General features: G+C 66.5%; 15 protein-coding genes. 8 read left to right on the top strand and 7 right to left on the bottom strand.

The annotated features are described in order from the left end of the window. Complete coding sequence (locus G6N32_RS03745) at positions 1-774, bottom strand: FadR/GntR family transcriptional regulator (protein ID WP_115317309.1); 774 nt, start codon at positions 772-774, stop codon at positions 1-3. A 90-nt stretch (positions 775-864) separates the two neighbouring features. Between G6N32_RS03745 and G6N32_RS03740 the strand changes: the two genes are divergently transcribed. The 6 genes from G6N32_RS03740 to G6N32_RS03715 are packed head-to-tail and all read left to right on the top strand — an operon-like array spanning position 865 to position 6,819. Beyond that, on the top strand, positions 865-1,677 hold the full coding sequence (locus tag G6N32_RS03740; protein ID WP_115317310.1) for an enoyl-CoA hydratase/isomerase family protein: 813 nt from the start codon (positions 865-867) through the stop codon (positions 1,675-1,677). Between the two features lie 17 nt (positions 1,678-1,694). Next, positions 1,695-2,507, top strand: a complete 813-nt coding sequence (locus G6N32_RS03735) for an enoyl-CoA hydratase/isomerase family protein (protein ID WP_115317311.1) — start codon at positions 1,695-1,697, stop codon at positions 2,505-2,507. Beyond that, complete coding sequence (locus G6N32_RS03730) at positions 2,498-3,289, top strand: enoyl-CoA hydratase/isomerase family protein (protein WP_115317312.1); 792 nt, start codon at positions 2,498-2,500, stop codon at positions 3,287-3,289. The genes G6N32_RS03735 and G6N32_RS03730 overlap by 10 nt, the downstream gene beginning before the upstream one ends. Then, the gene (locus G6N32_RS03725; RefSeq protein WP_115317313.1) at positions 3,289-4,740 is read left to right on the top strand and encodes a class I adenylate-forming enzyme family protein; all 1,452 of its coding nucleotides are present in this window, start codon (positions 3,289-3,291) and stop codon (positions 4,738-4,740) included. Before G6N32_RS03730 ends, G6N32_RS03725 begins: the two co-directional genes overlap by 1 nt. After that, positions 4,730-6,190 carry a class I adenylate-forming enzyme family protein gene (locus G6N32_RS03720; RefSeq protein WP_115318850.1) on the top strand — a complete coding sequence of 487 codons (1,461 nt, stop codon included), beginning with the start codon at positions 4,730-4,732 and terminating at the stop codon, positions 6,188-6,190. Before G6N32_RS03725 ends, G6N32_RS03720 begins: the two co-directional genes overlap by 11 nt. A 20-nt stretch (positions 6,191-6,210) precedes the next feature. Then, on the top strand, positions 6,211-6,819 hold the full coding sequence (locus G6N32_RS03715) for a maleylpyruvate isomerase N-terminal domain-containing protein (protein ID WP_115317314.1): 609 nt from the start codon (positions 6,211-6,213) through the stop codon (positions 6,817-6,819). Here G6N32_RS03715 and G6N32_RS03710 read toward each other — a convergent pair. From G6N32_RS03710 to fabG, 4 genes are read right to left on the bottom strand one after another with little or no spacing between them, the layout of a single operon-like run. Beyond that, positions 6,804-7,487 carry a GntR family transcriptional regulator gene (locus G6N32_RS03710; RefSeq protein ID WP_115317315.1) on the bottom strand — a complete coding sequence of 228 codons (684 nt, stop codon included), beginning with the start codon at positions 7,485-7,487 and terminating at the stop codon, positions 6,804-6,806. The genes G6N32_RS03715 and G6N32_RS03710 overlap by 16 nt on opposite strands. Position 7,488: 1 nt before the next feature. Further along, positions 7,489-8,682: an acyl-CoA dehydrogenase family protein gene (locus G6N32_RS03705; protein WP_115317316.1), complete on the bottom strand. Its 1,194-nt coding sequence runs from the start codon at positions 8,680-8,682 to the stop codon at positions 7,489-7,491. Next, entirely contained in the window at positions 8,679-9,896 is a 1,218-nt protein-coding gene (locus G6N32_RS03700) for an acetyl-CoA C-acetyltransferase (protein WP_115317317.1), read from the bottom strand. Before G6N32_RS03700 ends, G6N32_RS03705 begins: the two co-directional genes overlap by 4 nt. Then, positions 9,893-10,633, bottom strand: coding sequence for a 3-oxoacyl-ACP reductase FabG (gene fabG, locus G6N32_RS03695; protein WP_115317318.1), 741 nt, complete (start codon positions 10,631-10,633; stop codon positions 9,893-9,895). Before fabG ends, G6N32_RS03700 begins: the two co-directional genes overlap by 4 nt. A gap of 95 nt (positions 10,634-10,728) precedes the next feature. Here fabG and G6N32_RS03690 point away from each other — a divergent pair, with 95 nt between their 5' ends. Further along, complete coding sequence (locus G6N32_RS03690; RefSeq protein ID WP_115317319.1) at positions 10,729-11,904, top strand: acyl-CoA dehydrogenase family protein; 1,176 nt, start codon at positions 10,729-10,731, stop codon at positions 11,902-11,904. Further along, a complete protein-coding gene (locus tag G6N32_RS03685; protein WP_115317320.1) occupies positions 11,901-12,722 on the top strand; it encodes a mycofactocin-coupled SDR family oxidoreductase in 822 nt (273 codons plus the stop codon). Before G6N32_RS03690 ends, G6N32_RS03685 begins: the two co-directional genes overlap by 4 nt. Here G6N32_RS03685 and G6N32_RS03680 read toward each other — a convergent pair. Continuing rightward, positions 12,676-13,617 (bottom strand): alpha/beta hydrolase, encoded by a 942-nt coding sequence (locus G6N32_RS03680; protein ID WP_115317321.1) that lies wholly within the window; start codon positions 13,615-13,617, stop codon positions 12,676-12,678. The genes G6N32_RS03685 and G6N32_RS03680 overlap by 47 nt on opposite strands. Next, positions 13,614-14,948, bottom strand: coding sequence for a flavin-containing monooxygenase (locus G6N32_RS03675; protein ID WP_410432980.1), 1,335 nt, complete (start codon positions 14,946-14,948; stop codon positions 13,614-13,616). Before G6N32_RS03675 ends, G6N32_RS03680 begins: the two co-directional genes overlap by 4 nt. Positions 14,949-14,966 lie beyond the last annotated feature (18 nt).

The raw sequence follows: 14,966 nt of genomic DNA, 5'->3' as shown, positions 1-14,966 counted from the left end.
TCATCTGGAGTCCGGATTCGAAATGAGCTTGGCCTCAATGGTTCTGTCCCGGCCGAAGGCCAGGGTGTTGCGGCGCGCGGCGGCCAGATGATCCTGGGCAAGCCGCACCGCCCGATCGGCGTTGCCGTCGCGGATCGCGGTCAGCATCTTCTGATGGTCGCCAAGCGCGGCCCGCATGGTCTTGTGCCGCATCGGGTCCGGTTCGTCGCTCCACACCGAGGACTCGTGGGCCGACCAGATCAGCTCGAGCGATCCGATCAGCAGAATCATCGGCTCATTGCCGCATCGGGACACCAGCGCCTCGTGGAAACGGCGTGCATTGGGAACGTACTGCGAGGTGTCCTCGAATTGTTCTTCCTGACGGTCGATTTCGGCCTGCAGAAACGGAACGACCTCGCTCAAGCGGTCTTCCCGGGCGGCACACATCCCCGCGCAGATCGGCTCCAGATGCATCAGCGCACCGCTGACGTCGGCCGGCGTGGACGACCGTGACTGCAGCACCATGCTGATCATGTGGGCGGTGCGGTCGGCAGACGGCAGATGCACCACGGCACCGCCTACGTTGCCCCGCCGCACCGACACCAGACCGTCGACCTCGAGGATATGGATCGCCTCGCGCAGCGCGGGCGGGCTGACGCCGAACTCGGTGAACAGGCTTTCCTGGGACGGCAGGACGTCACCTTCCCGCAGCCGGCCGGAGAGAATGTCATCGCGCAGCCGCGACGCGACGATCTCGGCGACGCGAGGCTGGCGAATACGCGGAACGGCTGCCATCGACTCCCCTCGCCATGCCATCCTTGCTATCTTCTACAAGATAGCACTACTGTTGGGCTATCCGTAAAGTCGCGAAGGGCGGAGTTTTCGGTGGGTGACGAGGCCCGATCGGCCGACGGAATAGTGACCGCATCACGCGACGGCGCGGTGCTGCACATCCTGCTCGATCGACCAGGGCGCCGTAATTCCCTGAGCCCCAGCATGATCGACTCCCTGAACAACGCACTGGTCGCCGCCGCCAGTGACGACGAGTTGCGCGCGGTGCATCTGAGCGGTGCCGGGCCGGACTTCTGTGCGGGAGTGGACTGGGTCGGCTCCAACACCGGCGGGCGGCGCCCACGGACCGGCGACCTCGTCCGCCGCATCCCGCACACCGCGCACCGCGCGATCGAACTCATCCACACATTGCACCTGCCCGTCGTGTGCACGGTCCGCGGCTGGGCTGCAGGCATGGGCTGCAACCTGGCGCTGGCGGCCGACTTCACCGTGGCGGCCGCCGATGCCGTGTTCTGGGAACCGTTCGTGGCTCGCGGCTTCAGTCCGGACTCCGGCGCGACGTGGCTGTTGCCGCGGCTGGTGGGTGTCGCCCGCGCCAAGGAGATGCTGCTGCTCGGTGAGAAGGTCGAGGCCGCGACAGCCGCGCAGTGGGGCCTGATCCACCGCAGCGTCGACGGGTCCGACCTCGACGCCACAGTGGCCGACCTGCTGGACCGGCTGGCATCCGGCCCGACGGTCGCGATCGGTCTGGCCAAGCAGGCCATCAACCACAGCCAGCATTCAACGCTCAACCAGGCCATGACCCAGGAGTTGTTCAACCTCGAACTATCCTGCCGGACATCGGATTTCAAAGAGGGTCTGGCGGCATTTCGGGACAAGCGCGCACCCGGCTTCACCGGGCGATGAGAGATGAGGAAGCACTGATGTCGGCACAGTCGTATGCCACCATCGGCTACGAGGTCACCGGCCACACGGCAACGATCACGTTGAACCGGCCCGAGGCGCTCAATGCGCTGAGCCCACACATGATCACCGAACTGCGCAGCGCCTACGACCGGGCGGAGAACGACGACAAGGTCTGGTTGTCGATCGTGACCGGCACCGGGCGCGCGTTCTGTACCGGAGCCGACGTCAAGGAGATTCCCGAAGACGGCAAGGTAATCGACGAGCGGCCCTATCTGTCCACCTACGACCAGTGGGAGGCACCGCAGGAAGGCACCCCGCCGTTCCGGCGGATGGCCAAGCCGGTGATCGTGGCGATCAACGGGATCTGTTGTGGCGCAGGCCTGGACTGGGTGACCACCGGTGACATCGTGATCGCCTCGGACAGGGCGACATTCTTCGACCCGCACGTGTCGATCGGTCTGGTGGCGGGCCGCGAGATGGTCCGGCTGTCCCGGGTGTTGCCCCGCACGGTGGCGTTGCGGATGGCGATGATGGGTAAGCATGAGCGCATGGACGCTGCCCGTGCCTACGAGCTCGGACTGATCACCGAGATCGTCCAACATGACCGGCTTGTCGAACGGGCTCACGAAATCGCCGAGATCGTGACACGTAATGCACCGCTGGCGGTTCGCGGCACCCGCTTGGCGATCATCAAGGGACGGGAGATCCCGATGCACGAGGCCGAGATGCTCGCCGAAGCCTTCCGGGAACGGAACCTGCACACCGAGGACTCGCTCGAAGGACCCAGGGCCTTCGTCGAGAAACGCGAACCCGAATGGCAATGCCGATGACCGCCGCGTTCGAGACCATCCTGCTCGACTTCGACCGGATCGACCACGTCGCCACCATCACGCTGAACCGACCCGACCAGCTCAATGCGTTCAACCGCACCATGTGCGAAGAAGTCGCCGCCGCATGGCGAATCGTGAAGAACGACAACGCCATCAACGCGGTGGTCCTGCGCGCCGCCGGCGAACGCGCCTTCAGCGCCGGATTGGACATCAAGACTCCGTACGGCCAGCCGCAGAATGTGTGGAATCACGAGGATCCGGGCGAACTGCTCAGCCCGAAGTGGCAGAAGATGTGGAAGCCCGTCGTGTGTGCGGTGCACGGCATGTGCACCGCGGGGGCGTTCTACTTCGTCAACGAGTCCGACGTGGTGATCTGCTCGCAGGATGCGACATTCTTCGACTCCCATGTCAGCGCGGGCCTGGTGTGTGCGCTCGAGCCGATCGGCCTGATGCGCAAGATCGGGCTCGGTGAGTCACTTCGAATCGCACTGATGGGCAATGACGAACGGGTCAGCGCCGACACCGCACTGCGCATCGGTCTGGTGTCAGAGGTCGTCAAGCCCGACGATCTCTGGTCGCGGGCCCACGAGATCGCCGCCACCATCGCCGCCAAGCCACCGTCGGCCACCCAGGGGACGGTCAAGGCGATCTGGGAGTCACTGGACAAGCCGTATCGCGCGGCCATGGAGCAGAACCTGATCTACACCCGGCTGGGCAATCCATTGGGTCAGGCCGAGCTGGCCGAGCAGGAGAAGACCCGGATCGTTCCGAAGGTGCGGTAATGCACGCGCTGAGCCGCCGGATCAGCGACGTCCTGGGGCTGGACCCCGAGGCCCGCGCGATCGAATACGACGGCCACTGGTACACCTGGCGGCAGCTCGCGGACGCGAGTGGGCGAATCGCCTCGGTCGTGCGACCCGGCACCGACGTGGGAATCCTGCTGCGCAACAGCCCCGCTCATGTGGCCGCACTGCTCGGGGTGCTCGCGGCCGGCGGCTGCGTCGTCGTCATCAACCCGTCGCGTGGCGACGAGCGGATCAGGGCCGATATCGCCACGTTGACCCTGCCGGTGATCGTCGGCACCGACGACGACATCACGCTGCTGGTACAACCGGCCGATACCACCACGGTGGTGTCGATCGGCAATGGCGACGCCGCTCCGCGGATCCGGCCCGGAGCGCCCACCGATCCCGGCTCGGGACAGGTGGCGGTCCGAATGCTGACCAGCGGCACCACCGGACCACCCAAACGCGTGGACCTCACCTACGACATGCTGGCGGTCTCGGTGATCGGCACGGACTTCACCACCACTCCCGCACCGACGGCGGTTTCCGGCAGCGTCGCGATCGTCAATGCGCCGCTGGTGCACATCGGCGGGGTGTATCGGGTGCTGCAATGTATCTGCGAGGCGCGGCCGTTCGTTTTGCTGCCACGCTTCGAACTGGCTTCCTGGGCCGCCGCGGTGCGCCGCTACTCACCCAAAGCGGTGTCGCTGGTGCCTGCGGCGCTACGGATGGTGCTGCAGTCCGACCTCGGTCCCGGCGACCTCGCCGGGGTGCGCGCGGTCACGTCCGGGACGGCACCGTTGTCGGCCGAGGACGCTGACGCCTTCTTCGAGAAGTTCGGCATCCCGGTGCTGACGTCCTATGCGGCAACCGAATTCGGTGGTGGTGTGGCCGGCTGGACGCTGGCCGATCACCGGAAGTACTGGGAGTCCAAGCGCGGCAGCGTCGGCCGGGCCAGCCTGGGCGCCGAGCTGCGGGTGGTGTCCGATGACGGGGTAGCGCTGGGCTCGGGCCAGGCCGGACTGTTGGAGGTCAAGCCCGGGCAATTCGGCCGCGACGCCCCGTGGGTGCGCACCACCGACCTGGCGCGCATCGACGCCGACGGGTTCCTGTGGATCCTGGGCAGGGCCGATCAGGCCATCATCCGAGGCGGCTTCAAGGTGCTGCCCGACGACGTCCGCGCGGCACTGGAGACCCACCCCGCCGTACTCGGCGCATCGGTGGTGGGCAGGGCCGACGAACGTCTCGGTGAGACACCGGTCGCGATGATCGAGCTGCGCAACGGAGAGTCGGTCACCGATGCGGAGCTGGTCGAGTACCTGCGGAACCGGCTGGCGCCCTACGAAATCCCGTCGGAGATCGCGATAGTCGAGGCGATCCCGCGTACACCGTCGGGCAAGGCGGATCTGAGTGCGGTTCGGCAACACTTCGCCGGCCGTGACCACTGACACCGTCGGACGGCTGCTGCGCCATCAGGCCGCCGCACGCGGCGACCATCTGCTGCTGGTGTGCGATGCCGAGCGGCTCACCTACCGCGAGGCCGAGCAACGCTCCGCCGGGCTGGCCCGCGGATTGGTTGCCCTGGGCGCGGGCAAGGGCAGCCACGTCGGAGTGCTGTATCCCAACGGCGCGCAGTTCGTGGTCGCGATGCTCGCCGCAGCGCGGATCGGCTGCGTCGTCGTGCCGTTCTCCACCTTCTCGACCGGTGCCGAACTCCAAACCCAGCTGGTCCACAGCGACACCGAGATCCTACTCACCGCAGCTTCTTTCCGCGGCCACGACTACGCCGCCCGGCTCCGGGACGTGACCGCGCCGCTGCTGCGGCATGTCGTGTTCGGCACTGACATCACCGCGGTGGCCGAGCAGACAGCCGACGACGGAGACGTCGACGGCTGCGACCCGCTGGTGATCGTCTACACATCGGGATCCACCGGAGCCGCGAAGGGTGTGGTGCACACCCACGAGGCGCTGCTGGGACATCAGCGCAACCTCAACGAGATTCGCGGTCTGACCGCGCAGGACGTCCTGTTCTGCAACTCACCGTTCTTCTGGATCGGAGGTTTCGGCTTCGGTCTGCTGGCGACGATGGTCGCGGGTGCGACGCTGGTGTGTTCCAACGCCACCGATGCCGGCGACGTTCTCGATCTGCTCGAGGATGTGCGGCCAACGATCACCAACGGATTCGTGGCCGGCATCGCGCATCTGGCGCGTCATGAGAGCTTTGCGCGGCGAGATCTGTCGTCGATGCGGCGTGGCAACCTTTATCCGATCATGGCTGCCGATGTCCGGCCCCGCGATCCGGAACCGCGGCACAACATGCTGGGCCTGAGCGAGGCCGGCAGTGTGCTGTTGCTCAGCGCGGACGAGACCGATCAGCCCGAACACCGCCGCGGGTCGTTCGGTAAACCCGCACCCGGTTTCGAAACCACGATCGTCGACGGCGAGCTGTGGATCCGCGGCCGGTATCTCATGCAGGGCTACTACAAGCGCAGCCGCGACGAGTGCTTCGACCCCGACGGATGGTTTCACACCGGCGATCTGGTGCGCACCGACGCCGATGGCTTCTTCTACTTCCTGGGCAGGCGCGGATCGATGATCAAAACCGCTGGCGCCAATGTCTTTCCGGCCGAGGTGGAGAAGGCGATCGCCCACGTGACCGGCGGCCTGCTCGCCCACGTGATCGGCGTCGCCGATCCGGCACGCGGCCAGATCGTCGCCGCCGCGGTGGTCACCGCGGATGCCGGCGCTTTTGACGCCGATGCGCTGCGCGACAGTCTCAAGACCGAACTGTCGTCGTACAAGATCCCGCGACGCATCGTGGCACTGACTCCCGACCAGCTGCCACTGATGTCCAGCGGCAAGATCGACGTGCACCGCCTGCGTGAGCTGCTGAGCTGACAGGCGTAACTTCTAGGTCCATGACGCTGCAGGCGCATGTCGAGACGTTCCGCCGGGCCGGTGACCACGCCGTGTTGGTGGCCGAGCAGATCAGGCCCGACCAATGGGATTCGCCCGCGCTCGGAACCTGGAGCGTCCGAACACTGGTCGGCCACATCGGCCGATCGTTCACCACCGTCATCGACTATTCGTCGCGGCCGGCTGACCGGGTGGAGGTCGCCGACGCGGCTCAGTACTACCTGGTGATCGCCCCGATGCTGACCGACCCCTCGCAGATCGATGCGCGCGCCGTGCAGGCCGGGCTGGCGCTCGGCGAGCGTCCACTGGACACGCTGCGCGAACTGCAGGACCGGGCGACCGCGGTGCTCGCCACCGACGATCGGATCATCGACACCATCGCAGGCGGGATGCGATTCTCGGACTATCTACCGACGAGAATCTTCGAACTCGGGGTGCACAGCATCGATCTGGCCCGCGCCATCGGCGCGCACGAGGCTCTGCCGCCCGAGGTCGCCGCCAGTATCGTTGCCCTCTCGGTCGCCGTCGCCCAGCGGCGTGGCGACAGCCAGGCGCTGCTGTGCGCGCTCACCGGACGCGGCCCCCTCAGCCCGGACTATTCCATAGTCTGAAATCGCTGCGCCACACCCTGTTTGACGAGATGCTCGATCAGCGGTCCCGCTCCCGCCGCCAGGTGGTCCGACATCGCGGTGCGGGCCAGCTCCTCGTCGTGGGCCTTGAGTGCGGCGAGTATGCGCTCGTGGTCGGCCACTGACTTCGCCGGCCAGCCGTCGATGGTGGGGAACACCGATTCCGGTGCGTACCGGGTGATCTGAGACATCAACTGGGCAAGCTTGGGCGACTGCGCCGCGACGTTGATGGCGCGATGGAACTCATGGTTGAGCCGAACGGCGCGGGAATCGTCGGCGGCATAGGCGGCGACCAGCTCGTCGTGGATCGCCGACAACACCGCGAGTTGGTCCTCGGTGATGTTCACCGCAGCCCGCGCGGCCAGTTCACCGCCGACGTAGGCCTGCAGGTTCGAGACATCGGTGATGTCGCGGTCGGTGAACGGCAGCACGACGAAGCCGCGCCGCGGCAACTGATCCAGCAGACCTTCGCCGCGCAGCTCGAAGAGGGCTTCCCGGACCGGCGTGACGCTGATACCGAGCTCGGCGGCAAGCTGGTCCAGCCGGATGTACTCGCCGGCAGGATAGGTGCCGTTGAATATCCGGGTCCGGACGAAGCGCGCGACGTCCTCGGCCAGCTGCGGGCGCGGCACGAAATCCGGTGCGCTCATCTCAGATCCGGTAGTCGGCGAGCAGCCGCTTGCTGATGATGTTTTTCTGGATTTCGCTGGTGCCCTCGCCGATGAGCAGGAACGGTGCGTCACGCATCAGCCGCTCGATCTCGTACTCCTTGGAGTACCCGTAGCCGCCGTGGATGCGGAAGCTCTGCTGAGTGACCTCCGCGCAGAACTCGCTGGCGAGATACTTGGCCATCCCGGCCGCGACGTCGTTGCGCTCTCCGGAATCCTTCAGCCGCGCGGCGTTCACCATCATCAGATGTGCGGCCTCGACTTTGGTGGCCATCTCGGCCAGCTGGAACGCGATGGCCTGATGCTCGGCGATCGGCTTGCCGAACGTGCTGCGCTGCTGGGCATACCGGACGGCCAACTCGAAAGCGCGAATACCGACACCGCAGGCGCGGGCCGACACGTTGACCCGGCCGACCTCGACACCGTCCATCATCTGGAAGAAGCCCTGCCCGGGCTTGGCGCCCAGAACGTCATCAGCGCTGGCGAGGTAACCGTCGAAGATCAGTTCGGTGGTGTCGATGCCCTTGTAGCCGAGCTTGTCGAGCTTGCCGGGGATCGTCAGGCCCGGTGCGACTTCACCGAAACCGGAGGGCTTTTCGATCAAGAACGCAGTCAGGTTACGGTGCGGCTTGTCGGCTCCCTCGTCGGTGCGCACCAGCGCCGCCACCAGCGTCGAGCTGCCGCCGTTGGTCAGCCACATCTTCTGGCCGTCGATGGTGTACGTGCCGTCGCCGTTGTTCTTGGCCTTGGTTCGGATCGCGGCGACATCGGAGCCCAACTCCGGCTCCGACATCGAGAACGCGCCGCGGATCTCGCCGGTGGCCATCCTCGGCAGGAAACGCTGCTTCTGCTCATCGGTGCCGTGCTGGCGGATCATGTAGGCCACGATGAAGTGGGTGTTGATCACCCCGGACACACTCATCCAGCCGCGAGCCAGCTCCTCGACGCACAGCGCGTAGGTGAGCAACGACTCCCCCAGCCCGCCGTACTCCTCCGGGATCATCAGCCCGAACAGACCCATCTCCCGCATCTGATCGACGATGGCCTGCGGGTAGGTGTCGGCGTGCTCGAGCTCCTGGGCGTTCGGAATTATCTCCTTGTCGACGAATTGCCGGACCGTGGAGATGATTTCGGCCTGGACCTCAGTCAGGCCGAGGGTCTGCGCGATGCGAGTCATGCTCCCACCCTTTCGAACAGCGCGGCCAGGCCCTGCCCGCCGCCGATGCACATCGTCTCCAGCCCGTAGCGGGCTCCGCGGCGATGCAGTTCGCGGGCCAGGGTGGCCAACATCCGCCCGCCGGTGGCGCCGACCGGGTGGCCGAGCGAGATCCCCGAGCCGTGGACGTTGGTGCGCTCGTAATCGGAAGCGGTGAAATTCCAGGCCTTCATGCACGCCAACGCCTGGGCGGCAAACGCCTCGTTGAGTTCGATGAGGTCGACGTCGCCCATCCTCAGACCGGCCTTGGCCAACGCCACTTCGGTGGCCGGCACCGGGCCGATGCCCATCACCTCGGGACCCACCCCCGCCGACGCCCACGACACCAGCCGCACCAGCGGCGTCAGGCCCAGTTCGGTGGCCTTTTCCGGCGTGGTCACGATGCACATCGACGCGGCGTCGTTCTGCCCACTGGAGTTGCCCGCGGTGACGGTGGCCTCCGGATCCTGCTTCAGCAGAACCGGTTTGAGTTTGCTCAACGATTCGATAGTCGTGTCAGCGCGAGGATGCTCGTCGGTGTCGATCACGTCCTCGCCGCGGCGGCTGGTGACCGTGACGGGAATGATCTCCTCGGCCGAGATGCCGTCCCTCTGCGCGGCGACCGCCCGTTGATGGGACGCCACCGCCAGCTCGTCCTGCTCCTGGCGGGAGATGCGGTACTCCCGGCGCAGGTTCTCGGCTGTCTCGAGCATGCCGCCCGGCACCGGGTGGTGCTTGCCACCGGCGGTCGTGCGCCCGCGGGCCAGACCGTCGTGCACCTGCACACCGGTCCGGCCGCCGCCCCAGCGCATGTCGGTCGAGTAGAAGGCGACGTTGCTCATGCTCTCCGCGCCGCCGGCCACGACGAGATCGTTGTCCCCCGAGGCGACTTGCAGGCACGCCTGGATGACGGCCTGCAGACCCGAGCCGCAGCGCCGATCCACCTGCATGCCGGGCACGGTCACCGGCAGACCCGCGTCGAGGGCGACGACACGGCCGATCGCGGGCGCCTCGCTGTTGGGATAACAGTGCCCGAGGATCACGTCCTCGACGGCGCCCGGCGCAATCCCGGTGCGCTGCAGCAGACCCGTGAGCGCGGCCACCCCGAGATCCACGGCCGTCAGCGAGGCGAACATGCCGCCGTAGCGGCCGATCGGCGTGCGGACCGGCTCACAGATGACGGACGTGCGTGTCACAGGTGCCGTCCGCCGGTGACCTCGAGGACCGTTCCGGTCATGTACGACGACAGGTCAGACGCCAGGAACAGCGCCACCTTGGCGACCTCGGACGGCTCACCCGCACGGCCCATCGGCACCTCGGCTACCTTGGAATCCCAAATACGTTGCGGCATGGCCTCGGTCATCGCCGATCGGATCAGACCCGGCTGGATGGCGTTGACCCGAACGCCGAGATGGGCCAGTTCCTTTGAGGCCGCTTTGGTCATGCCGACGATGCCGGCCTTGGCTGCCGAGTAGTTGGTCTGCCCGATCATTCCGACCTTGCCGGAGATCGACGACATGTTCACTATCGCGCCGCTCTTCTGCTCACGCATCACCGTCGACGCCTTCTTCAGGCCGTTCCAGGTGCCCTTCAGATGCACCGAGATGACCTGATCGAACTCGTCCTCGGTCATCTTGCGCAGCGTCGCGTCGCGGGTGATGCCGGCATTGTTCACCATGATGTCGAAGCGGCCGAACTGTTCGATGGCGGAATCGACGAGTGCGTCGACGTCGGCATAGGAGGTGACGTTGCACTGCACCGCACGGGCGACGTCGGCACCACCGAGCTTGGTCACCGCCTCCTCGGTGGCGTCGAGATTGAGGTCACCGAGCACGACGCGGGCGCCCTCAGCGATGAACTGCTCCGCAATCGCAAAGCCGAGGCCCTGCGCTCCACCGGTGATGACCGCGGTCTGGCCGGCCAGCAGCGACATGTGAACTCCTAAGTTCCTCGAACGGACCCCCGAATTCGCAACATCATATTTCATATATGATCGCGCCAGGCAGCGCCCCCGACCCAAGGAGCCTGATGACCGGCCCGACGACCGACGTCAGCGACGACGACTTCCGCGAGATCCTGGCTCAGACCCGTCAGTTCGTGCGAACCGCCGTGGTCCCGCGCGAGGCGGAGATCCTCGCCGCGGACAAGGTGCCCGACGACCTGCGTGACCAGGCCAAAGCGATGGGCCTATTCGGCTACGCCATCCCGCAGGACTGGGGTGGCCTCGGCCTGAACATCGCCCAGGATGTCGAGCTGGCCATGGAACTGGGCTACACCAGCCTGGCGCTGCGGTCGATGTTCGGCACCAACAACGGCATCGCCGGGCAGGTCCTGGTCGGGTTCGGCACCGACGAGCAGAAGTCACGCTGGCTGGAGCCGATCGCCTCCGGCGAGGTGGTCGCGTCGTTCGCGCTGACCGAGCCGGGCGCCGGGTCCAACCCGTCCGGCCTGAAGACGAAAGCCGTTCGGGATGGCGACAATTGGGTGATCAACGGCAGCAAGCAGTACATCACCAACGCCCCGGTGGCGAACCTGTTCATCGTGTTCGCCCGGACCCGGCCCGCCGATGAGAAGGGCGCCGGGATCGCGGTCTTCCTGGTCCCCGCCGATACGCCGGGCGTCGAGATCGGGGTCAAGGACGCGAAGATGGGTCAGGAGGGTGCCTGGACCTCCGATGTGAACTTCACCGACGTACGCGTGGGTGACGACACCCTGATCGGCGGCAGCGAGGACATCGGGTACCGCGCCGCGATGACCTCATTGGCCCGCGGCCGTATCCATATCGCCGCGCTGGCAGTCGGTTCCGCCCAGCGCGCGCTCGACGAGTCCGTCAGCTATGCGGCCACGGCGACCCAGGGCGGCACGGCGATCGGCAGTTTCCAACTGGTGCAGGCGATGCTGGCCGATCAGCAGACCGGCGTGATGGCCGGACGCGCACTGGTGCGGGACGCGGCGCGCAAGTGGCTGGAGGACGAAGACCGCAGGATCGCGCCATCTGTGGCCAAGCTCTTCTGTACCGAGATGGCCGGCACGGTAGCCGATCTCGCGGTCCAGGTACACGGCGGCGCCGGGTACATGCGCGGTGTTCCCGTCGAGCGGATCTACCGCGAGGTCCGGCTGTTACGGCTGTACGAGGGCACCAGCGAGATTCAGCGCCTCATCATCGGCGGCGGACTTGTCAAGGAAGCGCAGCGCAAAGCATGACCGGAAAGCTCAGCGGCAAGGTCGCATTCGTCACCGGAGCAGCCCGCGGGCAGGGCCGTGCCCACGCGGTCAAGATGGCCGGTGAGGGCGCTGACATCATCGCCGTCGACATCGCGGGCAAGCTGCCCGATTGCGTTCCGTACAACCCGGCCACGCCGGAGGACCTGGCCGAGACGGTGCGCCTGGTGGAGGCCACGGGTCAGCGGATCGTGTCTGCGGTGGTGGATACCCGCGATCTCGATGGGCTCAAGGACACCGTGCGACACGGCGTGGCCGAGCTGGGCCGGCTCGACATCATCGTCGCGAACGCGGGCATCACCTCGCCCGCAGCGTGGGACCAGATCACCCCGGAAGCGTTCCGGGATGTCATGGACGTCAACGTGACCGGTACGTGGAACACCGTGATGGCCGGCGCACCGACGATGGTCGAGGCCGGTCGCGGCGGGTCGATCATCCTGATCAGCTCGGCGGCCGGGATCAAGCTGCAGCCGTTCATGGTGCACTACACCGCCAGCAAGCACGCTGTCACCGGGATGGCCAGGGCGTTCGCCGCCGAGCTCGGCAAGCACAACATCAGGGTCAACAGTGTTCACCCGGGACCGGTGAACACCGACATGGGGACCGGCGACATGGTGGCCGAATTGGGCAAGGCGATGGAGACCAACCCGGCGCTACAGAACATGATGCTGCCGTTCCTGCCCGTCTATATCGCCGAGCCGGAGGACATCGCCGATACGGTCTGCTTCCTGGCCAGCGATGACGCGAAACTGATTACTGCTGAGGCGATTTCCGTCGATCAGGGATCGACGAAGTACTGAGGGTACGGGTCAGGAAGGCCACCTGGTCGCCGACGGCCTTCTCGAACCAGTCGTGACCGGGCCATACGTCGAAGTGATCGCAGGGATAGTGATGCACCTGTCCCCGGCCGAGAACCGCGGTCTTCACCACCGATTCGGCAGGGACGTAGCGGTCGAAATCGGCGACCTGAACCAGCAGTGGGCAGCGTAATCGCTTGGCGGCGTCCGCCGTTCGAATCGAGGCGATCTGCAGGCCCACCGCCGAGTCGACCTCGTTGCGCCAGGTCGGTCCGGCCATCGCGGTGTAGCTCTCGTAGGCGCCGTCCAAGGCCAGCGCTCCCGGCTCACCGGGACGGCCGACCAGGGGCATCAGCGTCGGACGGCGGCCGCGTGATACGTCGATTCGGCTCTTGAGGCCCACCGCAGTCCATTTCAGCGCCTGCCCGACATCCCGGTGTTCGACGGCCGCCCGGCTGACAGCCACGCCGCTGGTCAGAGGCGTCATCGCGATCACGCCCGCGACGTCGCTGTGGTCGGCGGCCACCCGGATCACGTGCCCACCGGACATCGAGGATCCCCACAGCACGACGCGGCTCGGATCGACGCCGGATAGCCGTTTGGCCGCGGCGATCGCTGCCTCGAAGTCCGCGATCTGTCCGACAACTGAAACCGTTTGCCGTGGTTCGCCTTCCGACGCCCCGAAGCCTCGGTAGTCGAAAGCCAGTACGTCCACGCCTGCGGAACTGATCCGCTCGGCGAACGGCTCCAGGCCGGAGTCCTTGGTTCCCCCGAAGCCATGGCCCATGACCACCACCGGGCGCCCGGCCGGGCCGGCGAAAGAGTCACCCTGGCCGGGGAAATGCCATGCGCTGCAGCGCACGCCGGACGACTCGAAGGCGACGTCGGCGCGGCTCATACGGCAACCCTTCGGCGACGCGCCAGTTCGGCACGCTTCATGCCCGCAGGTAGTTCCCTGGTGCGGATGTCGTGGTCGTAGTGGAAGTAGTCGACCTGCTGGGTGTGCCGCGGGCGGTCGGTGCAATGCCCCACGTAGAGCTTCTGATCGGCGTCGATCACCCGTTCCATCTCGGCGGCCGGTGGCAGCGCATAGCGCCCCACCGCGTAGGCGGCCAGCAGCTTCGCCTGGCACTCGATGAACGGAAACAGCGTCGGCACCGCCTGAGCGAAGCCGATGAACACCAGATTGTCCATGCCTGGGGCGAACATTCGCTTGTAGAGCCGGATGGCGTTGTCCGGTGCGCTGATGAACTCAGGATCGAAGAACGGGAAGGTGATGTTGTAGCCGGTGGCGTAGACGATCACGTCGAACACCCCGCTGGTGCCGTCGTCGAAGTGGACGGTGTCGCCGTCGAGTCGGCTCACGTTGGGCTTCGGGACCACGTCCCCGGACCCCAGCCGCAGCGGTAGCTCCACCGATTGCGTGGGATGCGCCTCGAACAGCTTGTGGTTCGGCGCGGGCAGGCCGTACAACTCAGGGTTGATGCCCATCGCGGGCGCCAGCAGCTGAACGGCCTTGCGCTGCCAGGACAACGGGATGTACGGCGAGGTCTGCCACACGCTGTCACCGGGGCGCCCGGCGATGTACTTGGGCACGATCCAGGCACTCGACCGGGTCGAGAGCGTCACCGTGTTCTGCAGGGTCCGAGACGACAACTCGACCGTGATGTCGGCGGCGCTGTTGCCGATGCCGACCACCAGGATTCGTTTGCCGGTCAGATTCAGCGGGGTCTGCGGATCGATGTAGTGGTGGGAATGGATTGTCTCGCCGGTGAATTCACCGGGGAAGTCCGGGTAGCGCGCGTCCCAGTGGTGACCGTTGCCGACGACCAGCAGATCGAACTCCCGCGTCTGGCCCTTCTGGTCGGTGATGTCCCAGCGGCCGTCGGAGTTCAGGCCGGCATGCGCGACGCCGTTGTTGAACTCGATGTTCTCCGCCAGACCGAAGGTCTCGGCGTAGGAGTCCAGATACTTCTTGATGTCGCTGTGGTGCGGGAACGACGGGAAGTGTTCGGGAATCGGAAAGTCCCGGAACGACAACCGCTGTTTGGAGGTGTCGATGTGCAGCGACCGGTAGGCGCTGCTCAATCCGTTGGGGTTGGCGAATGCCCAGTTGCCGCCGATGCGGTCGGACAGTTCGAAGGTGGTGTAGGGCACGCCATAGTCCTTGAGCATTTTGCCCGAGGTCAGCCCGCTGACGCCCGCGCCGATGATGGCGGTGCGCGGCATGGATTCGCCCAACGTGTA

Origin of the sequence: Mycolicibacterium aichiense, assembly GCF_010726245.1 — a bacterium.
GTDB lineage: Bacteria > Actinomycetota > Actinomycetes > Mycobacteriales > Mycobacteriaceae > Mycobacterium > Mycobacterium aichiense.
The sequence above is the reverse complement of the archived record's forward strand: the minus strand, read 5'-3'. Positions and strand labels throughout refer to the sequence as shown.